Source organism: Clostridium sp. UMB9555A, assembly GCF_030222355.1.
In the GTDB taxonomy this organism is placed as follows: Bacteria; Bacillota; Clostridia; order Clostridiales; family Clostridiaceae; genus Sarcina; species Sarcina perfringens.
In genome coordinates this window covers 80,716-104,603 of sequence record NZ_JASORQ010000003.1, presented here as the reverse complement: position 1 = coordinate 104,603, position 23,888 = coordinate 80,716, and the positions used below count along the sequence as shown (strand labels likewise).

Annotated in this window: 15 protein-coding genes; 12 read left to right on the top strand and 3 right to left on the bottom strand. The window is 28.5% G+C overall.

The window, feature by feature from the left end:
• The first annotated feature begins 8 nt into the window (after positions 1-8).
• Positions 9-860: a polyamine aminopropyltransferase gene (gene speE / locus QP548_RS10525; protein WP_003449853.1), complete on the top strand. Its 852-nt coding sequence runs from the start codon at positions 9-11 to the stop codon at positions 858-860.
• Positions 847-1,704 (top strand): agmatinase, encoded by an 858-nt coding sequence (speB, locus tag QP548_RS10520; RefSeq protein WP_061426435.1) that lies wholly within the window; start codon positions 847-849, stop codon positions 1,702-1,704. The genes speE and speB overlap by 14 nt, the downstream gene beginning before the upstream one ends.
• A gap of 322 nt (positions 1,705-2,026) precedes the next feature.
• Here speB and QP548_RS10515 read toward each other — a convergent pair whose 3' ends face one another.
• On the bottom strand, positions 2,027-2,290 hold the full coding sequence (locus QP548_RS10515; protein WP_003450079.1) for a DUF1294 domain-containing protein: 264 nt from the start codon (positions 2,288-2,290) through the stop codon (positions 2,027-2,029).
• 209 nt (positions 2,291-2,499) lie between these two features.
• Here QP548_RS10515 and nanJ point away from each other — a divergent pair, with 209 nt between their 5' ends.
• Both nanJ and QP548_RS10505 read left to right on the top strand, forming a co-directional pair.
• Positions 2,500-6,021, top strand: a complete 3,522-nt coding sequence (gene nanJ, locus QP548_RS10510; protein ID WP_061426436.1) for an exo-alpha-sialidase NanJ — start codon at positions 2,500-2,502, stop codon at positions 6,019-6,021.
• 145 nt (positions 6,022-6,166) lie between these two features.
• The gene (locus tag QP548_RS10505; RefSeq protein ID WP_061426437.1) at positions 6,167-6,805 is read left to right on the top strand and encodes a TasA family protein; all 639 of its coding nucleotides are present in this window, start codon (positions 6,167-6,169) and stop codon (positions 6,803-6,805) included.
• A 118-nt stretch (positions 6,806-6,923) separates the two neighbouring features.
• On the opposite strand, the gene QP548_RS10500 is transcribed toward QP548_RS10505, so the two are convergent.
• Positions 6,924-9,575 carry a heavy metal translocating P-type ATPase gene (locus QP548_RS10500; RefSeq protein WP_061426439.1) on the bottom strand — a complete coding sequence of 884 codons (2,652 nt, stop codon included), beginning with the start codon at positions 9,573-9,575 and terminating at the stop codon, positions 6,924-6,926.
• Positions 9,576-9,875: 300 nt separating this feature from the next.
• Here QP548_RS10500 and QP548_RS10495 point away from each other — a divergent pair, with 300 nt between their 5' ends.
• The 8 genes from QP548_RS10495 to treR all read left to right on the top strand — a co-directional run bounded on the left by QP548_RS10495 (position 9,876) and on the right by treR (position 20,918).
• Positions 9,876-10,532, top strand: coding sequence for an FMN-dependent NADH-azoreductase (locus QP548_RS10495; protein ID WP_061426441.1), 657 nt, complete (start codon positions 9,876-9,878; stop codon positions 10,530-10,532).
• 1,286 nt (positions 10,533-11,818) lie between these two features.
• Entirely contained in the window at positions 11,819-12,955 is a 1,137-nt protein-coding gene (locus QP548_RS10490) for a betaine/proline/choline family ABC transporter ATP-binding protein (RefSeq protein ID WP_061426445.1), read from the top strand.
• Entirely contained in the window at positions 12,948-14,501 is a 1,554-nt protein-coding gene (locus QP548_RS10485) for a glycine betaine ABC transporter substrate-binding protein (protein WP_061426446.1), read from the top strand. Before QP548_RS10490 ends, QP548_RS10485 begins: the two co-directional genes overlap by 8 nt.
• A 258-nt stretch (positions 14,502-14,759) precedes the next feature.
• Positions 14,760-15,335 carry a sigma-70 family RNA polymerase sigma factor gene (locus QP548_RS10480; protein WP_061426448.1) on the top strand — a complete coding sequence of 192 codons (576 nt, stop codon included), beginning with the start codon at positions 14,760-14,762 and terminating at the stop codon, positions 15,333-15,335.
• Positions 15,328-16,377: a DUF4179 domain-containing protein gene (locus QP548_RS10475; RefSeq protein WP_061426449.1), complete on the top strand. Its 1,050-nt coding sequence runs from the start codon at positions 15,328-15,330 to the stop codon at positions 16,375-16,377. Before QP548_RS10480 ends, QP548_RS10475 begins: the two co-directional genes overlap by 8 nt.
• Positions 16,378-16,651: 274 nt before the next feature.
• Positions 16,652-18,073, top strand: coding sequence for a PTS system trehalose-specific EIIBC component (gene treP, locus QP548_RS10470; RefSeq protein ID WP_061426450.1), 1,422 nt, complete (start codon positions 16,652-16,654; stop codon positions 18,071-18,073).
• Between the two features lie 203 nt (positions 18,074-18,276).
• Entirely contained in the window at positions 18,277-19,944 is a 1,668-nt protein-coding gene (gene treC, locus QP548_RS10465) for an alpha,alpha-phosphotrehalase (protein WP_061426452.1), read from the top strand.
• A 266-nt stretch (positions 19,945-20,210) separates the two neighbouring features.
• Positions 20,211-20,918: a trehalose operon repressor gene (gene treR, locus QP548_RS10460; RefSeq protein WP_003457761.1), complete on the top strand. Its 708-nt coding sequence runs from the start codon at positions 20,211-20,213 to the stop codon at positions 20,916-20,918.
• A gap of 446 nt (positions 20,919-21,364) precedes the next feature.
• On the opposite strand, the gene QP548_RS10455 is transcribed toward treR, so the two are convergent.
• Entirely contained in the window at positions 21,365-23,551 is a 2,187-nt protein-coding gene (locus QP548_RS10455) for a stage V sporulation protein D (RefSeq protein WP_004460693.1), read from the bottom strand.
• Positions 23,552-23,888 lie beyond the last annotated feature (337 nt).

Below are 23,888 nucleotides of genomic sequence, written 5' to 3'. Positions count from 1 at the left end.
TTTAAATTATGGAATTATGGTACACAGAAGAACATACAGACAAGGTGCGTTTTTCAATCAAAGTAGATGAACAACTTTATAGTGGAAAGAGTGATTTCCAAAGAATAGATGTTTTTAAATCTCAAGAGTTTGGAACTTTCTTCACATTAGATGGACTTATGATGGTAACAGAAAAGGATGAATTTATTTATCATGACATGATAGTTCATGTTCCAATGGCTACAAATCCTAATATAAAAAATGTACTAGTTATAGGAGCAGGAGATGGTGGCACTGTAAGAGAACTTACAAGATATGAAACTATAGAAAAAATAGACATGGTTGAAATTGATAAGTTAGTTGTTGATGTTTGTAGAGAATATTTACCTCAAACAGCTAATAAATTAGATGATCCTAGAGTAAGTTTATTCTTTGAAGATGGATTAAAGTTTGTACGTTCAGTTGAAAATAAATATGATTTAATAATAGTTGATTCAACAGATCCATTTGGACCTGGAGAAGGTTTGTTCACAAGAGAATTTTATGGAAATTGCTTTAAGGCCTTAAAAGAAGATGGAATACTTGTAAATCAACATGAAAGCCCATACTATGAAGAGTATGCAAGGGGAATGAAGAGAGCTCATAAGAGAATAAAAGAATGTTTCCCAGTATGTAGAGTTTATCAAGCTCATATACCAACTTATCCATCAGGACATTGGCTATTTGGTTTTGCATCAAAAAAATATGATCCACTAAATGCTGATATAGAAAAGTGGAATGATTTAGGATTAAAAACTAAATATTATAATACTGATTTGCATAAAGGATGTTTTGCATTACCTAATTATGTTAAGGAGATGCTAGAGAATGTTGATGAATAGAAATGTAAGTACTTTTATAGGGTGTGAAGCTGAATATGATGAATCAAGCATAGTTGTATTTGGAGCTCCTTTTGATTCAACAACTTCTTTTAGACCAGGTACTAGGTTTGCAAGTCAGGTGATGAGAGGAGAGTCTTGGGGATTAGAAAGCTATAGTCCATATCAAGATTTAGATCTTTATGATTTTAATATTTTCGATGGAGGAGAAATAGAGCTTCCTTTCGGAAATTCAGAGGGAGCATTAGCTTTAATAGAGGATTTTTCAACTAAGGTTGTTGAAGATGGGAAAATACCAGCTATGATAGGTGGAGAGCATTTAGTAACTTTAGGGGCATTTAAAGGAGTATTTAAAAAATATCCTGATGTTCATATAATTCACTTTGATGCTCATGCAGATTTAAGAGAAGATTATTTAGGTCAAAAATTATCTCATGCTACTGTTATACATAGAGTTTGGGATTTAGTAGGAGATAATAAAATATTCCAATTTGGAATACGTTCTGGTGAAAAAGAAGAATTTTTATGGGCAAAGGATCACGTTTATACAAATAAGTTTAATTGTGATACTTTAGATTATGCCTTAGAAAGGGTTAAAGATAAACCTGTTTATGTAACAATAGACTTAGATGTTTTAGACCCATCTGTATTCCCAGGTACAGGAACGCCAGAACCAGGTGGAATTCAGTTTAATGAACTTTTAAATTCAATATTAAAACTTAAGGGCTTAAATATTGTGGGATTTGATATTAATGAATTATCACCACAGTATGACCAAACAGGAGCATCAACGGCTGTGGCTTGTAAAGTTTTAAGAGAGATGTTATTAGTAGCAAATAACAAATAGAATGATTTTAAAGCTAGATTAGTATTAGATAAATTTAGGATATGTATTAAAAAACTAGTTAAAATTAAAACTAGTTCTTAATCAATTCAGTTAAGGGTATATTTAGAGATTTTTAAAGTGAATTAAAATTGAAATTTATGTAAAATATATTTTTAGCTAAATTTAATTTAGAATTCTTAGATATTTAAATATAAAAAATAGAACTGTATCAAAAGCTAATAAAAAATTTCTTAAATTAATGAGAGAGAGTATTTAGTAACTCTTTCAAAAATAGTCTTAGAAATTTTTAAAAGGTTAATTTGATACAGTTCTTTTTGCGTATTTATCTAATAAAGTAAAGAATTAAAAGTGCTTGAATTGCTATTATTAAAGGAATACCTATGGTAAATTTTGCATGTTTTGTTTTATGACGAAAGACATGCATTCCCCATAATGCTCCAATTCCTCCTCCTATTATAGAAACGCCTATTAAGGTATCTTCACTTATTCTCCATTGATGTTTTTTAGCTTTTTGTTTATCTATATACATTAGAATTATTGCCACTAAATTTATTACAATCAAATAACCTACAAAAAGTTCTTTCAATAATTACCCCTCCTAATTTATTTCATTAGTATTTATTATATGGTTCTCAAATTAATTATAACTTATTTATGTGGAAAGTTATTATTAATTAGTAGATAAATATAAAATTTGTGTATTATAAAGTATATTTTACACATTTTTAGTCATATTAAAGTTAATTTAAACGTATACATAATATGAGGTTATTTTATTTTAAAGGGGGAGAGCTAATGAAAAGTAAAAAGATTATTGCTACACTTGTTGCAAGTTTATTTATTTCTAATATGGGAGGATATTTAGTAAAAGCTAATCCTAATGTAAATCATAAGCCAGTTGTTGTAGAGGATAGACAAGCTATTATTGAAACTGCTATTCCACAATCAGAAATGACAGCTAGTGCAACTTCAGAAGAGGGCCAAGATCCAGCTTCAAGTGCCATTGATGGAAATATAAATACTATGTGGCATACAAAATGGAATGGTAGTGATGCACTTCCACAGAGTTTATCAGTGAATTTAGGAAAAGCTAGAAAGGTTAGTTCTATAGCTATTACACCAAGAACAAGTGGAAGTAATGGATTTATAACTAAGTACGAAATTCGTGCTATTAATAATGGGGTGGAAGCTTTAGTTGCAGAGGGAACATGGGAAGAAAATAACTTGGTTAAAACTGTAACTTTTGATTCTCCTATTGATGCAGAAGAGATAAAAATAACTGCAATTCAAGGTGTTGGTGGATTTGCTTCAATAGCAGAGTTAAATGTTTATGAGATCAAAGGCGAAGTTGATGAAATTGCTAACTATGGAAACTTAAAAATAACTAAGGAGGAAGAAAGGGTAAATATAACTGGTGATTTAGAAAAATTCTCCTCACTAGATGAAGGAACTATAGTAACTAGATTTAATATGAATGATACCTCAATTCAAAGTTTAATTGGTTTAAGTGATGGAAATAAAGCAAATAACTATTTTTCACTTTATGTAAGTGGAGGGAAAGTAGGATATGAGCTTAGAAGACAAGAAGGAAATGGAGATTTTAATGTACATCACAGTGCAGATGTTACTTTAAATAAAGGAATAAATACTTTAGCTTTAAAAATAGAAAAGGGAGTAGGGGCTAAGATATTTTTAAATGGTTCTCTGGTTAAAACTGTATCAGATCCAAATATTAAATTTTTAAATGCAATAAATCTTAATAGTGGATTTATTGGTAAAACTGATAGAGCAAATGGGCATAATGAGTACTTATTTAGAGGCGATATAGATTTTATGAATATTTATGATAAACCAGTAAGTGATAATTATTTGTTAAGAAAAACAGGAGAAACTAAGGCTCCATCAGAGGATAGTTTATTACCAGATGATGTTTATAAAACACAACCAGTAGAATTATTCTATCCTGGATATTTAGAATCAAGAGGATATAGAATTCCTGCCTTAGAAACAACTAAAAAAGGAACGGTTTTAGCTTCTATAGATGTTAGAAATAATGGCGATCATGATGCTCCTAATAATAATATAGATGTGGGTATAAGAAGAAAAGAAGTAAATGGAGAATGGGAAGAAGGAAAAGTAATATTAGATTATCCAGGTAAATCAGCAGCTATAGATACTTCCCTTATGTCAGCCACCATAGAAGAGAATGGAGTTGAAAAAGAGAGAATATTTCTTATAGTAACTCATTTCCCAGAAGGTTATGGATTCCCTAATACAGAAGGGGGAAGTGGATATAGAGAAATTGATGGAAAATATTATTTTATATTAAAAGATACTCAAAATAATGAATATACAGTTAGAGAAGATGGAATTGTTTACGATTCAGAAGGAAATCAAACTGATTATGTAATGAAAAATGATAAGACTCTTCTTCAAAATGGAGAAGAAGTCGGAAATGCTTTACTAAGTAATTCTCCACTTAAAGCTGTTGGAACAGCTCATATTGAAATGATTTATAGTGATGATGATGGTAAGACATGGAGTGAACCAGAGGATTTAAATCCAGGACTTAAGAAAGAGTGGATGAAATTCTTTGGAACTGCACCAGGAAAGGGAATTCAAATAAAAAATGGAGAGCATAAAGGTCGATTAGTATTTCCAATATACTATACTAATCAAAATGATTTCCAATCAAGTACTGTAATTTATAGTGATGACTTTGGTGAAACTTGGAAGTTAGGAGAATCTCCAATAGATACAGCTTCTGTAAGTTCTGAAACAGTTTCTTCAGGAACCCAGTTAACAGAGTGTCAAGTAGTTGAAATGCCAAATGGACAACTAAAATTATTTATGAGGAATACTGGTTCATATACAAAAATTGCAACTAGTTTTGATGGAGGAGCAACATGGCATGATGAAGTTCTAGAAGATACTTCTTTAAGAGAGCCTTATTGCCAATTAAGTGTTATAAATTATAGTGGAAAAATAAATGGTAAAGATGCAATTATATTCTCAAACCCAGACGCAAGTAGTAGAGTAAATGGAAGTGTTAAGGTTGGCTTAATAAATGAGAATGGAACTTATGACAATGGAGAACCAAAATACGAATTTGATTGGATTTATAATAAAACAGTTAAACCAGGTTCATTTGCTTATTCTTGTTTAACAGAGTTACCAGATGGAAATCTAGGATTATTCTACGAAGGTGAAGGGGCAGGCAGAATGGCATATACTGAGTTTGATTTAAATTATCTTAAGTTTAATGCTTCTGAAGATTCACCAGCAGCTACAGTTCAGTCAATTGAAAGTTTAGATAAAGATTTAATTTATAATGCTGGAGATGAAGTTTCAATAAAAGTAAACTTCAATCAATTAGTTAGTATCATAGGAGATAGAAAAATAACTTTAGATATAGGAGGAGTAGATGTACCATTAAATATGGTTAATTATGAAGGGAAAAACTCGGCTATATTTAAAGGAACTATGCCAGAAGGAATTAATCCAGGAATTTATGAAATAAAGCTTAAAGAAAATAATGCTTTAGAACTTAATACTGTTTATAATAAAGTTTCAACTTTGAATGGATTAGATAATACAGGAATTAATGTACAGATTGGTGAAGTAAAAACAACTGTTGGAAATTCAACCATAAAGGTTAATAATGAAGTTCAAGTTGGCTCAGCATTTGATGCTATATTAGGAATTGAAGGATTAAATGGAGATACAGAAGCGTATTCAGCAGAATATTTATTTGAATATAATTCAGAAGCATTTAAATTAAATGAAATTACTTCATTTAATGATTCTTTATTTGTAAAGAGTAAAGAAGTTGAACCTGGAAAAGTTAGAATATTATTAACTTCTTTAGGTAGTGAAATAGAAAAAGATTTAGATCTAGTAAAAGTTAACTTAACCCCAAAGATTTCTTCTGAATTAGAAGTTTTGGGAGTAACAACAGCTTTAGTAGGAGCTGGAGATGGAAATACTCATGACTTAGAACTTTCAAGTAAGGAAGTTAAAATCAATGAAGAAGCTTCAGGAGAGATAGTAGTAAATCCAGTACAAAATTTTGAAATTCCAGAAGTAAATAAGAAAAATGTTAAATTAACATGGAATGCTCCAATAACAACTGAGGGGTTAGAGGGATATGTAATATATAAAGATGGAAATAAATTAACAGAAGTTCCAGCTGAATCTACAGAGTTTGTGGTTTCAAAATTAAATAGACATACTATTTACAATTTTAAAGTGGCAGCTAAATATTCAAATGGAGAACTTTCAGCTAAAGAAAGTAAGACTATTAGAACTACTAGGTAATGAATAAATTTAAAATTAAATGTAAATAAGTAAAAAATAAGTAATATTATGTAATGTAAACGAATATAAATATTTATGTAGATTATTAAAGTAATCATACATTTTATGTATATAAAAAAAATGAAATGTTTGGGGGAGAAATTTTATGAAGAAAAAAGTAGTAGGTATGTTATTAGCCGGTGCATTAATGGTAGGAGCAGTTGGATCATATGCTTGGTTCACAGACAGAGAGACAGTAAATGGGGATATAAAACTTACAATGGGTACATTGGATGTTAAGGTAGATTATAATGAAAGAGAGTGGTCTGTTGTAGATCCAGATTCAGAAATATTAGACAAAGAGCCAGGTAGAAAATTTGTAAATGTTAGACCAGGAGATTCTTTTAAAAGAGAACTACTAATAAGTAACAACGGAACTTTAGAGCAAAATGTAACAGTTAAAATTAATCCAGACCTATTAAACCATGAAATAAAACCAGGTGTAACTATTGATGATATGTTTAATTTAACTTTCACAACTGAAGAATCACCATATTCATTAGGACAAACTGAGGACAGTTTCAAATTAGATTCAGTTGAAACTTCAGTTGAAAATAGCATTGGAGGATACACTAGTTCAAGAAAAGTAATCCTTAACTTAGAAGTAGATCCAACTACAGGAAATGAATTAAATGCAGAGGGAACAGAGTATAAAAATGTTATTAATTTAAATAACATTAAAGATGCTGACGGAAATAAAATTCCATTAATCGTTATAGATGCTCAACAAATCAATCAAAAATAATATTGTTAAAATAAAAAAACAGAGTCTTAGGACTCTGTTTTTTTATTTGTAATTAAGGGTTAAGGATTTTAAAAGTTTATAATTTTAATTTGAATATAATATATTTAAATTAAAAAGCTTATTTATAATTTGGTTTGAATTTTTTTAGTCTTAAGGCATTTAATAATACTGATACTGAACTAAAGCTCATGGCAAAGGCACCTATCATTGGATTAAGTAATGGGCCTCCAAATATATGAAGAACTCCCATTGCTACTGGAATACCTAAATTATTATATCCAAAGGCCCAGAATAAGTTTTCTTTTATATTTTTCATTGTTTGTCTGCTTAATTGAATAGCACCAACAACATGTAATATATCGCCTTTCATTAGAACTATATCAGCAGATTCCATAGCTATATCAGTACCTGAACCTATAGCCATTCCAATGTCAGCAATAGCTAAAGCTGGAGCATCATTTATTCCATCACCAACCATAGCGACTTTTTTGCCTTCATCTTGAAGATCTTTAATTTTTTCTGCTTTTTCTTGAGGAAGAACTTCAGCAATAACTCTATCTACACCTACTTCTTTTGCAATAGCCTTAGCTGTTTTTAAATTATCTCCTGTTAACATTACTACTTCAAGTCCCATTTTTTGTAGGGTTTCTATAGCTTTTTTACTTGTTTCTTTAACTGTATCGGCAACGGCTATTATACCAGCTATTTTTTCATCAATAGCAATAAACATAGGAGTTTTTCCTTTTGAAGCTAGTTCTTCAGAAGTCGCTAATAAATTTTTAATATTTATATTTTTATCTTTCATAAGTTTATAGTTACCTAATAAAATTCTTTTATCTTCAATAGAACATTTAATTCCTTTACCAGGTATTGCTTCAAAATTTAAAACTGTTTTTAGAGTAAGATTTTTTTCTTCAGCATCTCTAACAATAGCTTCTCCAAGAGGATGTTCTGAACCTTTTTCTGCTGAGGCAGCTAATAAAAGCAGTTCATCTTTTGAGATATTTTCACAAATAATATCTGTAACCTTAGGCTTACCTTCAGTTATTGTTCCTGTTTTGTCGAAGACAACAGTATTTAAGTTTTGTGTGCTTTCTAAAGCTTCACCACTTTTAATAAGTATTCCATTTTCAGCTCCCTTACCTGTACCAACCATAATAGCTGTTGGGGTAGCTAAACCTAAAGCGCATGGACAAGCAATTACTAATACAGATATAAAGATTGTAAGTGCAAAAGTTTTACTTTCACCAGAGAAATACCAAGCTAAACTTGCAACTACTGCTAAAGATATTACTATAGGTACAAAATAACCTGAAATAGTATCAGCTAATTTTGCAATTGGAGCTTTTGATCCTTGAGCATCTTCTACTAACTTAACTATTTGAGAAATTACAGTATCTTTACCTACCTTTGTAGCTTCATAAATTATTCTTCCATTTTTATTTATACTAGCTCCAAATACAGTATCACCTATATTTTTTTCGGAAGGAATACTTTCTCCAGTTAGCATACTTTCATCAATTGATGTATATCCTTCTACAACTTTACCGTCTACAGGTAGTTTTTCACCGGGTTTAACAAGTATTAAATCACCAACTTGAACATCATCAATAGATACAATTTTTTCTTTGCCATCTACAAGTAGAGTAGCTGTTTTAGGGGCTAATCCCATAAGTTTTTTTATTGCATCAGAAGTTTTACCTTTAGTTAAAGTTTCTAAGTATTTACCTAAACTTATTAATGTAAGTATTGTTCCAGCAGATTCAAAATATAACTGCATAGCATAGTTATTATCTCCCATATAAATGTGATATATTGCAAATAAACCATAAACATATGCAGCACCAGCTCCTATAGCTATTAAGGAATCCATATTAGGACTTCTCATAAATAAATTCTTAAAACCATGTATGAAGAAATCTCTACATATGAATATAACCACAGTTGTAAGAAGCAATTGAATAAGTGCAAAGTTTAAGGGATTATGCATTGGATCTATTATATTAGGTAAATGAAGGCCAACCATATGTCCCATTGAGATTATGAATAATGGAATAGTGAATATTGCTGAGCCAATAAGTCTATTTTTCATTCTTTTAGTTTCATTTTCTTTTGCTTTTTCATGTTCATCTTCTTGAGATGCATCTAAAAGTTTATATCCTAATTTTTCTACCTTTGCTTTTATATCATTAGTAGAAAGTTTATCTTTATCGAAAGAAATATTAAGGGTAGAATTTGCAAAGTTAACATTAGAACTTTCAACACCATCCATTTTACTTGTTACTTTTTCAATTCTAGCTGCACAGGCTGAACAAGTCATTCCTTCTACCTTAAATGAAGTAGACTTATTATTTCCTTTTAGTTCAAAGCCTAATTTTTTTACTTTTTCTTTAATTTCTTTTAAGGAAATTTCATCTTCATCATATTCAACTTGAAGACTTTCATTAGCAAAATTAACAGTTGCATTAGAAATACCAGATAATTTATTTAAAACTTTCTCAATTCTAGCCGCACAGGAAGCACAACTCATTCCAGAAACTTTGAAAGATTCTTTCTTTAAGTTTCTAACTACTGAGAAGCCAAGCTTATTTATTTTTTCTTCTATTTCTTTAAAGGAAATTTTATTTTCATCAAACTCTAAGTTTAATTTTTCAGTTGCAAAATTAACATTAGCTTTTGATATACCATCTATTTTACCTAGAACTTTTTCGATTCTAGCAGCACAAGCGGCACAACTCATACCTTTTATTTTAAGTGATTTATTTATCATAAAAATTATAGCTGCTATATTCCCTTGTTATAAAGAAAGGAATAACAGTTTTCCTCCTTTTAAATTTTTACCTCCCCTAGGGGGTGGTTGTGATTCAAATATACTCTTTGATTTTTCTTTTGTCAATAATAAAGTGATAAGTGTTATCAACGAAATTAAAGGTTTATAGTAAGTATTTTTAATAATATAAACTTATTTTGGCTAAAAAATAAAAACTTATTTAAAATTAGATAATTATTAATAAAAAACTAAAAAAATCACAAGATAAGAAAAAGAAGTTAATTTAGATGAGGTGAGTATATGAAAAAGTTACTTTACATTACAGTAAACTCAAAGCCAGAAAAGCTTTCATCAAGTAAGACTATTGGAAGAGCTTTTATAAGTAGGTTTGTAGAGTTGAATCCAGAGTTTGAAATAGAGGAAGTTGACTTATACAAAGATTTTATTCCTAGATTAGAGCATAAGCATTTTTCAGGAAGAAGCTCTGTGGTAGATTGCGAGAATGCCAGTATAGATGCAAAGACAAAGGAAGAAGTAAAAAGAATAATAGAATTAAGTGAGCAATTTAAAAGTGCAAATTTATATGTAATAGCAGCCCCTTTATGGACATTATCTTTCCCAGCACCATTAAAGGAGTATATAGATTGTGTTGTTCAAAATAAAATAACAATAAAAATAACACCAGAAGAAGTAAAAGGATTATTAGATGATAAACAGAGGGAAATGGTTTATATACAATCTTCAGGTGGAGAAATTCCTTGGCTTACTAGAGGCGTATTTAACAAAGGTTTAAATTATGTTGAAGATGTAATGAAATTCTTAGGAATAAAAAAATTCCATCAATTATTAGTGGATGGAACAGGTTTTAGCATAGAAGAAAAGTTTAAAGCTGAAGATAAGTCTGTTGAAAAAATAGATAATGTAATAAAAGACATACATTTTAGTAATAAAGGTTAAAATAAAAGTTTTTTGTTTGGTTAAGAAAATTTCATATGAAAATTAAATTTGGTTATATTTAAATATTGATTTTTTAGGTTCATAAATATTTTTAAGAGAATTTATCAAAGAGATTTATTAATAAAACTTACCGGTACATAACATATTAATTGTAAGCTTTATTCATGATCTTTGATAAATTCTTTTACTTTAAATATAAGGAAAAGTATTTTAAAGATAAGGTTTCTAAATTCAAAAGAGAACGAATGTTTGCATTTATTACTTTTATATGTTATACTTAACTCTCAGCTTGTGGGTTTAAATGCTGAAATTAGAATATAGAAATAAATTATTTTTATAATAAAATAAAGTTTAGAGTTTGTTCTCAGGTTTAAAAAGGTATAGAAGAGAGATAAAATATTTAAATTACAATATGGTAAATTGTAATTCACTTCGTAAAGAGGATTTTCACTTCAATAGGTACAAAATTATTTTATACTAATGTTTTAAAATTTCTAAAAACATGATAAATGGTATAAAAACATAACACCTAAAATATTCTTAATAAATCCAGTAAAAAATTTAAAAGTATATTATTAATTCAGGACAGTTTTACATCATAGGACTATTTATATTTAAGATTTATAAAAAGGTACTGCGTGAAAAATTAATAATATGTATTTTCATATATTATAGCTAATTAAAGTTGATTTAGAATGATATTTGATTAGTTTAATTTTTGTTGAAAAAAATAGAATATATTCATACTTAGTTGTTAACTCAAAAGAGAAACTAGATGATTTTTAATACTTACAATTAAACCTGTGAATTAAAGGGAAAAAATGAAAATTTTGATATATAAATATTAAATTATGTCTATAATTTAAGTGAAAGTTGAATTCTCTATATAGGGAGAATTCATTTAAAATTTAAATAAAAAGGAGGATAAAAATTTGTTAATATATAATATTTGTAATGAATTTAGTAAAAGTAAAAAGAATAAAAGAAGAACAAGTAAAGATGTAAAGAATATTTTAAAAGAGGCAAAAAATAAATAGATATTATTATGTAGAGCACTGTTTTATATAATGGTGTTTTTTTATTATTTTAAGTACTATTTTAAAAGTTAGTAATGATAGTAATATAGCTATTAAGATGAACTAACATAGTATTTAGGATTTAATAAATTATATGAAATAAATTTTAGGTTAAACAAATTAAAATTTGAATTTAACTTAAAATCGTGTTACAATGAACTAACAACTTTTTAAAATAATAAAAGTTGTCAGAAGAAAAGGGGGATTTGTATGATAGAAATAAAAAATGTATCTAAACAAATAGGGGACAGAAAGATACTAGATAATATTTCTTTAACTATTGATAAAGGAAGTCTAGTTGTTTTAATAGGTTCTAGTGGATGTGGTAAAACAACTACTTTAAAACTTATAAATAAGTTAATAACACCTACTTCTGGTGAAATATTTATAAATGGGAAATCTTTGGCGAAGGAAGATCCTATTGAATTAAGGAGAAATATTGGATACGTAATTCAGAATAATGGATTGTTTCCACATTTAACAATAAAGGAAAATATAGAGCTTATTCCAAGACTAAAGAAAGGCAAAGATGTTGAAAAAATAGAGCAGACAACTTTAGATCTTTTAAATATGGTTGGATTAGATCCTGAAATTTATTTAAATAAGTATCCATCAGAGCTTAGTGGAGGACAGCAACAGAGGGTAGGTTTTGCAAGAGCTTTTGCTACAGATGCTGAGATAATTTTAATGGACGAGCCTTTTAGTGCTTTAGATCCAATAACTCGTACTTCACTTCAGGAAGAGCTTTTTACTATCCAAGAGGAACTTAAAAAGACAATTATTTTTGTTACTCATGATATGGATGAAGCTTTAAAGATAGCAGATAAAATATGCATAATGAATGGAGGAAAAATAGCTCAATATGATACTCCAGAAAATATACTTAGAAATCCAGCAAATGATTTTGTTAGAGATTTTATAGGATCAGATAGGGTTTGGAATAATCCTGACTTCATAAAGGCAAAGGATATAATGATAAAAAATCCTGTATCTGTTAAAGGGACTAGAACCATATTACAGGGAATCGAAATAATGAGAAGTAATAAGGTCGATAGTTTATTAGTTATTGATAAAGAAAATGTACTTAAAGGTATTGTTACTTTTAAAGATATAAAAATTACAAATGAAAAATCAAGAGCACTTTCAGAAATTATGAGTGAAAATCCACTAAGAGTTAACGAAGATGATAGTTTAGTTGATATTTTAACTGTAATGAATGAAAACTCAGTAGGATTTATACCTGTTGTTAACTCAGAAGAAAAATTGGTAGGGCTTATAACAAGAAGTAGTTTACTTTCAATATTAAGCGACCAATTCTTAGACATGGAGGTGAATATATTTGAATAATTTATTACAATATGTAATTTCACAGAAAACTCAAATATTAGATTTATTAGTTCAACATATATATTTAACAATTACGGCTATAGGAATAGCTATATTAATAGGAGTTCCCTTAGGAATTCTTGTTTCAAGGGTCAAATTTTTAAGAAAGCCTATAATAGGATTTGTAAACTTAGTACAAGCTGTGCCTTCTATGGCCTTACTAGGATTGCTTATTCCCATATTAGGAATAGGGAGTACACCTGCAATCTTTATGGTTGTAGTATATTCATTGCTTCCAATAGTTAAAAATACTTACACAGGAATTTCTGGCATAGACCCAGTAGTATTAGAATCTGCTAAGGGAATTGGTCTTACTAAGAACCAAAGTTTATTTAAGATACAATTACCATTAGCATTGCCAATAATAATGTCTGGTATAAGAATATCAGCAGTTACAGCCGTAGGGCTTATGACTTTAGCAGCCTTTATTGGTGCTGGTGGACTTGGATACTTAGTATTCTCAGGAGTTCAAACGGTAAATAATAATATGATTTTAGCAGGAGCTATACCAGCTTGTATTTTAGCCTTGATAGTTGACTTTATTTTTGGAAAAATAGAGGTAGCTGTTACACCAAAGGGATTAAGTAATGATAACAAAAAGAAAAATACTTTTGTTCTTAAAGTAATAAGTGTAATAATGATAATAGCTATTTTATTTATGGGAATTTCATCATTTATATCAAGTAAAAAAGATAAAGTGGTTATTGGATCAAAAAACTTTACTGAGCAACTTATTTTAGGAAATATGTATGCAGATTTAGTTCAGGCTAAAACAGATTTACAAGTTGAAAAAAAGTTAAATCTAGGAGGAACATCAGTTGCCTTTGGAGCACTTGAAAAAGGTGATGTTGACATGTATATTGATTATACTGGAACATTACTTGTTAATGTTATGAAAGAAAATAATATTGATAATAGTGTGGATTATTATAATAGCATAAAAGAAAATATGAACAAGGAACATGGGTTAACAGTAATGGAACCACTAGGTTTTAATAATACTTATAATATAGCTATATCAAAAGAATTAGCTGATAAGTATAAAATAAATACCATATCAGATTTATCAAAGTACAGTAATGAATTTGTATTATCTCCAACTATTGAGTTCCAAAATAGACAAGATGGTTTAGTAGGATTAAAGAATTACTATGGCATGGATTTCAAAAATGTTAAATCTTTAGATGGAAGTCTTAGATACTCAGCATTATCAAATGGGGAATCACAGGCTATAGATGCTTTCTCAACAGATGGACTTCTTAAAAAGTTTGATTTAAAAACTTTAGAAGATGATAAGAAATTCTTTGTAAATTATAGTGCAGTACCTATAGTTAACAATAAAACTTTAGAAAAATATCCACAATTAAAGGAGATTTTAAACTCTTTAAGTGGTAAAATCAATGAAGAAAAAATGATTGACTTAAACTATGAAGTAGATGTATTAGGTAAATCACCAGAAGAGGTTGCTAAAGCTTTCTTAATTAGAGAAGGTTTAATAGAACAATAGTGAGTATTTATTATATGTTAAATAAAGATTATAAGAAGCATATTAGGATTTATATAAGTCTTAATATGCTTTTTTTATTGCTTAATTTATAATTAGTATAGTTTTTAGTGAAGGGGTGTTTAAAGAATATTATTTTAGAAAGTTTTTTAAATAAAACCTAACTTAAAGAAAAAATAAAAAAATTTGAAACTTTTTAGCTACTTAAAAAGACTAATGTATGTAGACATCGATGTTAAAGTTTTTGCTAGGAGGGGAAAGATGGAAAAAACCATGAGTATATCATATCTAGATATAGATAGAAAAAATAAATTAAATGAAATTAAGTTAATAAAAGAATCAATGAAAGGAAATAAAGAATCCTTTGGAATCCTTATAAAAAAGAATAAAGAATACTTATATAAAATGGCATTTTTATATGTTAAAGATGAGCAAGATGCCCTTGAAGTTATACATGAAACCATATATAGAGCCTTTTTAAATATTGAAAAATTAAAAAAAGCAAAGTTTTTTAACACATGGATTACAAGAATTTTAATAAATGTATCAATTGATTTCCTTAAGAAAAAAGGAAAAAATGAAATGTTGGATGAAAGTACACCAATAATAAAAGAAAAATGTGAAATATCCACAGAGGAAAAGTTAGATTTATATAATGCAATAGATTTATTAAATGATAATTATAAAACAGTAATAATCATGATGTACTTTAATGATATGAAAATAAAAGATATCTCAAAAGTTATGGAAATTCCAGAAAACACAGTTAAAACTTATTTGAGAAGAGCAAAACAAGCTTTAGGTGAGGTTTTAAAGGAGGGCTATTTAAATGAATAAAAAAGACTTAGATAAGATAAATTTACCAAATGATTTAGATGATGTTATAGATGAGGCAATAAATATGGCTCATGAAGATAAAAAGAAAAATAAAATAAAAGGTAAAGGGTATAAGAAAGTATTTAAAACTATTGCTGCAAGTGTTGCTATAGTTATTACTTTAGGAATTGGGACAACTACCTTAGCTCAAGGAATTTCTAATATAAAGATTATGTTTGAAGAAATTCATGACAATATTAAGGGAAGTGGATCTTCATTAAAATATGAAACTGAAATTAATAAAACAGTTAGTAATAATGGAATAGGAATAACAATATCGGAAGCAATTTATGATGGTCAGTCTTTATATATAACTTATAAAGTTGAAAGTAAAGATGCTTTTAAATATATAAAAGATGATAAGTTCCCTAATGTAGTTAATAATCAAATGTTGCCATTAGCAGATATTAAATTAAGTTTTACTGATGAAAAGATTATTGAAAGAAATGGGAGAATAGAAGGGAAGTTTATAGATGATCATACGTTTATTGGTGTGGGACAATATGATTTAATAGACTTAAAAAAGCCAATACCAAATGAATTTGAATTTATTACTACTATTAATGCTTTAGCTATTGAAAATATGAGTTCATCAGATGATGAAGGTCAAGTATTTAAAGGAAATTGGGGATTTAAAATCCCAGTAAAAGTTGAAAAGTCTCTTACAAAAGAGATAGATATTAATGATGTAAATGAAAGAGGATTGGGGATAAATAAAATTTATAATACACCATCTGAGATAAAGATTATAACAAAACACACAAAAGATATGGAAATTATGAGTTGTATGCTTTATGTATTTGATGAAAATGGAAAAATGATTTTAATAGAATCAGATAAATGGTATGATGATTACTCAGTTGCTACAATAATTAAGGATGATAGAGATTTTCATAAAATAAGAGTAGAATTTTGGAGTGAAGTTGTAAAGGGTGATGAAGAAAGAGCTAATGTAGATAAAGACATTATAATGTATTCAAAAGAAATAAATTTAGACAATTAATTTTATATGGTATTAAAGATAAATGGATAGTTTGATTAAAAAGTATATTTATTTAGAGCTAGTTTATTAGATTAATACTGAAAAAATATATAAGCTATGGTTGAAAAGAAATATCTATCATAGCTTATTTTTTTATGTAATATTTACTATGATATTAAAGAAAATAAAGATTATAAAAACTTTTGAAAAGGTTTAATGAAAAGGTTGACACTACATATACGTATATGTTAGTATAAAGCCATAAGATATACGTACAAGTTATGGAGGGAAAAAGATGAGTAAGTTTGAAAAAGATGCAAAGTTACTAACAGAGTACATAGGCGGAAAAGAAAACGTAGCTGCAGTTACTCACTGTGCTACAAGAATGAGATTCGTTTTAAATGATACAAGCAAAGCAGATGTTGAAAAAATAAAAGCTATTCCTTGTGTAAAAGGGACTTTTACTCAAGCAGGACAGTTTCAAGTAATAATTGGACCAGAAGTTGCAACTTTTTATAATGATTTTGTTGGACAGACTGGAGTATCTGGAGAAAGTAAGGAAGAAGTCAAGAAGGTTGCTAAGAAGAATATGAATATAGTTCAGAGAGCAGTTGCAGGCTTAGCAGAAATATTTGCTCCATTAATACCAGCTATCATAGTTGGAGGTCTTATATTAGGATTCCGTAATGTAATCGGAGATATGAAATTATTTGAAGGTGGAACTAAGACTTTAGTTGAAATTTCTCAATTCTGGGCAGGAACACATAGTTTCTTATGGTTAATAGGAGAGGCAATATTCCACTTCTTACCTGTAGGAGTTGTTTGGTCAATTGCTAAGAAAATGGGAGCAGATCAAATGCTAGGAATAGTTATTGGTATAACTTTAGTATCTCCACAATTATTAAATGCATATAGTGCAGGTAATGGAGCCGCTGCTCCAGTTTGGGACTTTGGATTTGCTCAAGTTCCAATGATAGGATATCAAGCACAAGTTTTACCAGCAATCATGGTTGGATTCACTTTTGTTTACTTAGAAAGATTATTTAAGAAGATTACACCAGGTCCTATACAAATGATAATAGTACCATTTTTCTCAGTAATTCCAACAGTATTATTAGCACACACTGTTTTAGGACCTATAGGTTGGAAAATAGGTAGCGTAATATCAGGAGTTATAGTAGCAGGCTTAACATCATCATTTGGATGGTTATTTGCAGGAATTTTTGGAATGATTTATGCACCATTAGTTATAACAGGATTACACCATACTTTATTACCAGTTGATTTACAACTTATAAGTGATATAGGTGGAACATTCTTATGGCCAATAATTGCATTATCAAATATAGCTCAAGCATCAGCAGTTTTAGCTATGATATATGTAAATAGAAAAGATGAAGATGAAAAACAAATATCAATACCAGCATGTATTTCAGGATATTTAGGGGTAACTGAACCTGCAATGTTTGGGGTTAACTTAAAATATTTATACCCATTCATAGCCTCTATGATTGGAGCAGGAGTTTCTGGTATGTTCTCAATGGCAATGGGATGTATGGCAAACTCAGTAGGAGTTGGTGGATTACCAGCAATCTTATCAATGCAATCATCTAGCATGTTAATGTATTTAGTTGCAATGGGAATAGCAATAGTTGTACCATTCGTTTTAACAATAGTATTCTCAAAGACAAAATTAGCTAACATGGCTTCAAAATAATATAAAAAGGTGGGGGTAACTCCACCTTTTGCTTATATAGATTTTAGGTAAAATAATACATGAAATACTAGGTAAGATCTATTAAATTATGGATTTAAATATAACTAAAAATTATATTTAGAATTTAACAAGAGTTGACAGAAAGAGTAAATTAGAATATATTTAAAATAACTTATACGTACAGGTTGTGTGAGGTGTGAATTATGAAAGATTTTAAGAAAAGTGTTGTTTATCAGATATATCCAAAATCATTTAAGGATTCAAATGGAGATGGTCTTGGAGATTTAAGAGGAGTAATTGAAAAATTAGATTATCTTAAATCTTTAGGAGTAGATTATATTTGGATGACTCCATTTTATGTATCTCCTCAAAAAGATAATGGATATGATATAGCAGATTATTATAAAATTGATCCTAGATATGGAACTATGGAAGATTTTGAAGAGCTAGTTAAGGAAGCTAAAAGTAGAAATATAGATATTATGCTTGATATGGTTTTTAATCATACTTCTACAGAGCATGAATGGTTTCAAAGAGCTTTAAAGGGCGAAGAAAAATATAAAAATTATTACATTTTTAAAGAAGGAAAAAAAGGAGAACCGCCAACAAATTGGATTTCAAAGTTTGGAGGGAATGCTTGGGAGTATGTTGAGGAGCTAGGAGAATATTACCTACATTTATTTGATGTTTCACAGGCTGATTTAAACTGGGATAATAAAGAATTAAGAGAAGAAATTTATAAAGTGGTGAATTTTTGGATAGATAAAGGGGTTAAAGGATTTAGATTAGATGTTATAAATCTTATTTCTAAACCAGAAAAATTTGAAAATGATTATGAAGGTGATGGAAGAAGATTTTATACTGATGGACATAGAATACATGAGTATTTAAAAGAACTTAATGAAAGAACTTTTGGTAAAGATGTAGAAATAGTAACTGTTGGTGAAATGTCATCAACAACTATAGAAAACTGTATAAAATATTCTAATCCTAAGGAAAAAGAATTATCAATGGTATTTAATTTTCATCATTTAAAGGTAGATTATAAAGATGGCCAAAAATGGTCTTTAATGGATTTTGATTTTATTGAATTAAAAAAACTTTTTAATAATTGGCAAAGAGGAATGATTAATGGAGGAGGCTGGAATGCTGTTTTTTGGTGTAACCACGATCAACCAAGAGTTAATTCAAGATTTGGAGATATAAAGAAATACTTTAATGAATCTTCAAAAATGCTAGCCACTTCAATTCATATGATGAGTGGAACTCCTTATGTATATCAAGGAGAAGAAATTGGAATGACAAATCCAGGTTTTGAAAGTATTGAAGATTATAGGGATGTAGAATCAATAAACTATTTTAATATTTTAAAAGAAGAGGGAATTGATGAAAAAGAAATAATGGAAATCCTTAAGAGCAAATCAAGAGACAACTCAAGAACTCCTGTTCAATGGAATGAAGAAAAAAATGCTGGGTTTACTACAGGAACTCCTTGGATAAATATTGCTAATAATTATAGAGAAATAAATGTTGAAAGAGCTTTAGAAAATAAGGATTCTGTATTTTATCATTATAAGAAACTTATTGAATTAAGAAAGAATGAAGATGTAATAGCCTATGGAGATTACATTCAGCTTTTAGAAGAGCATCCTAAAGTTTATGCTTATGAAAGAAATTATAATGATGAAAAGTTACTTGTTATAAATAACTTCTATGGAGAAGAGTGCTTAGTAGATTTATCAAAGGAAATTGAAGGGCTAGAAAATTATAATAAGAGTATTTTAATATCTAATTATAAGGATAGTACATTAGATTTATTAAATTTAAAGTTAAGACCATATGAATCAATAGTTTATAAATTAGAAAAGTAATATATAATAATTGAAAAATTTTAGGCTTAAATAGTATAAAAGATATACTTTGCGCATCAATTATATATTACAAATTAAGAAGGGGTTGTATTTTAAATAAGGTGCAACTCCTTTAATTTTTTGAAATTCACTTAAAACGTACTATTATGTTAAAATATAATTGAATTTTAATGTTTATAGGTAATAATAAATATTGAATTATTTATTATTAAGAAAGTTTTAAAAGTAGTAAAAGTTATAATTATAGGTTGGGGAGAGTTTAAAATATGTCTAGTAAGTATTTAAAAATATATAATGATATTGTTGGAAAAATAGATAGTGGGATTTTTGAAGCAAATACTAAATTGCCTTCAGAATCACAACTTATGGATGAATACAATGTATCTAGAGATACTGTAAGAAAATCCTTAAATTTATTAGAGCAAAATGGGTATATTGAAAAATCTAAAGGTAAGGGATCCTTTGTACTTGATATGAATAAATTTGATTTTCCTGTGTCAGGTATAAAGAGCTTTAAAGAGATTGAAAATAGCTTAGGAAAAGAGTGCGAAACTATATTAGAGGAATTAACATTAAAAAGTCCTAGTGATAGCCTTATGAAAAAACTAGAGGTTTCTCCTAATAAATATATTTGGAGTGTAGTAAGAGTTAGAAATATAGATGGTGAAAAGATAATCTTAGATAAGGACTATTTAAATTCAGAGTTTGTTCCAAGACTTACAGAAGAAATATGCAAGGATTCTCTATATAAATATATAGAGGGAGAATTAGGATTAAAAATAGCCTATGCTGAAAAAGAGATAACAGTACAAACTGCTACTGAGGAAGATCAAAGACTATTAGATTTAAGAGGATATGATATGGTAGCTGTGGTTAAAAGCTATACCTATTTAGAGGGAAGAAAATTATTTCAATATACAGAGTCAAGACATAGACCAGATAAGTTTAAGTTTGTAGATTTTGCAAGAAGATAGACTTAAAATGGTGATGAAGGCTATATCAAAATATAATAATAAAACTTGCAAATATTATAAAAAGAGTAGTTAGATGAGCTTTAGAATGTTTGTAAGTTTTATTAAAAGTTATTTTGATATAAGCCTTTTTTATTTATTATTTTAAATTAAAAAAATGAGAGCACTTTATGTACTCTCATTGACTAAATAATGTTTAACACCTAAAATAGCAAAGGAAAAAGTTTCGATGTAGTAAAGGCTAATTTAGGAAAGCCACTTAAGTATCAAACAGTTTTAAAAAAAGTTAATAATGTTTACAAATTATTTATAAAACTTTTTGCATTTAATGTCAAATAAATGGAATTAAATAATTTTAATATTTAAGCCTATATTTTGAAATTAAATATATTTTACCCATTAAATAATTATTTAAATAAGGAATGTATACATTTTACATTAACAAATTTTTAATATCCTAAGGTTAATGTAATTTTTGAATTTCCATTTACAACTTCATCAGGTGAAATACTTTGCTTAGTTACAGATGGCCCTTCACCAACAAATTCTCCTATAAGTCCTAACTGATTAAGAAGTTTTTCAGCAGATTCTTTAGAATAGTTTTTGAAGTCTGGAATTATAACATCACTATTTAAGTTTGAACTATCACCGGCTATTAAGGTTATTTTTGTATCAGGAGATATTGGATAGCCAGGAGCAGGATTACTTTCAACTATAAATTCACCTTCACCTTCTATTTCGTAAGATATACCTAACTCTTTTAGCATGCTTGTAGCATCATTTGTAGGTAATCCACGAACTTCAGGAATTATAATAGTTTCTTTTTCAGGAAGTTTTTCATCTAAGTGGAATTCTGTTAAATCTATATAGTTAAATATATTTTGGAATAGCATTCCAGCTAAAGGTGCTGCAACTCTACCACCATAATATTCTCCATTTTTAGGATTATCAACAGATACCATAACAGATATTTGTGGATTATCATAAGGAGCAAAACCAACAAAGGAAGCCACATATCCTCCACCATATCCACCAGTTTCAGGATTAACTTTTTGGGCAGTACCTGTTTTACCAGCAACTCCATATCCTTCTTTATAAGCTCCTTTGGCTGATCCATTTTTTACTGCGTTTTCTAGTGCTAATTTTATTTGATCAGCAGTTTCTTTGCTTATTAAATTTTCTGTTTTTTTAGGTACAAAGGTTTCATCTATAACTCTATCATTATTTTCATTTATATAACTTATTTCTTTAACAACATGGGGTTGAATTAATGTTCCACCATTGGCAACGGCATTAACTGCAGTCATGAATTGAATTGGGTTAACAGTATTAGTTTGACCAAAAGAAATAGTTGCTAAGTCCATATCTGTTATATTTTCTGTTTTCTTAACTATTCCAGGAGATTCACCAGGTAAATCTACACCAGATTTTTTACCAAGACCAAATTTTTTAATATACTCATTTAATTTTTCAGCACCTAATTTTTCTCCTAAATTCATAAATCCAACGTTACATGAATTTTGTATTATTTCTTCAAAGGTTTGAGTGCCATGTCCACCTCTCTTCCAGCATTTAATGAATCTATCACCTTTTTGGAGACCACCACTACAGGTATAGGTTTCATCCTTACCAGCTACCCCTTCTTGGACAGCAGCGGAAGCTGTTATTATCTTAAAGATAGAACCAGGTTCGAAGGAGTCTGAAACAGATCTATTTCTCCACATTTTTTGAATTCTATCTGAGGAAGTATTTCCAGAAAAATTTTCAGCCCCATCATAAGGTTTATTTGGATTAAAGTCTGGTTTGTTAGACATAGCTAAGATTTCACCATTGTTTGGATTCATTATTATTACTGATGCTGCATCAGCATTATGATGTACTAAACCTATTTCAGCGATTTGTTCAGCAAAGTATTGTAATTTTTCATCAATTGTTAAGACTACATCTTTGCCATCTACAGGGGCTGTAAATCTAGAAATAGTATAAGGATATTCAGCACCGTCTTTAACCATCTCAGTTATTTTTAATCCAGGACTTCCAGATAAAACTCTATCGTATTTTAGCTCAATACCATTTAGTCCAACACCGTCAGAGTTAGTAGTACCTAATACATGAGAAAGAAAATTATCATTAGGATAGTATCTTTGAGTATCTGGAGAAACCATTACTCCTGGAATTTCTAATTCCTTAACTTTATCAGCTTTCTCCTTTTCTATTCTTCTAGCAAGGATTGCAGCACCAGCAGGAGCTCCAGAAGGAAGTTTAAATTCTAATTTTTTTAAAACTGTATCCTTATCCATTTCAAGAACCTTAGAAATTTCTAAAGCTAATTCTTCATTAGTTTTTCCAGTTTTCTTTGTATAAGATCTAATTGCATTTAGGTTGAAGTCAACTCTATAAACGTTAGAACTAACAGCAAGCTCATTTAGATCTCTATCTAGTATTTTTCCTCTTCTTGCAGATATTTTAACTTCGTTTGTCCATTGTTCAACAGCTAGTTCTGCATATTCAGGTCCTTTAACTATCATTACATAAGATAATCTAATGCTTAGTATAAAACACATAATTATAATAAATGCTAGGATAAACGAAAGTCTTTTTCTTATTATGGCCATATCTCTATATGATCTTTTCAATATTAAATACCTCCTCCAAAAAAACTTATCTATACATAATATTAGTTAAATAAGAAATTAATTATAAAATTTAAAAAAAAGCTTATTTAAAATAAAAGTTTATTTTTATGTGTATAGTAAAATTTATAATAATTTAATGTTAGTATTTAAAATATTTTAAGTATTGAATAAAAAATTATAGAGGCAACAAAATGTAAATTCTTAAAAATAAGGTAGAGATTAAAAAGGATTTTGTTTATTATTTACATATAAGGTTTTTAAATACTATGGTGTATTTTAATATTTTAAAATAGTAGATATATTAAAAAGTGAAATATTAGGGTGCTATATTAGAAAA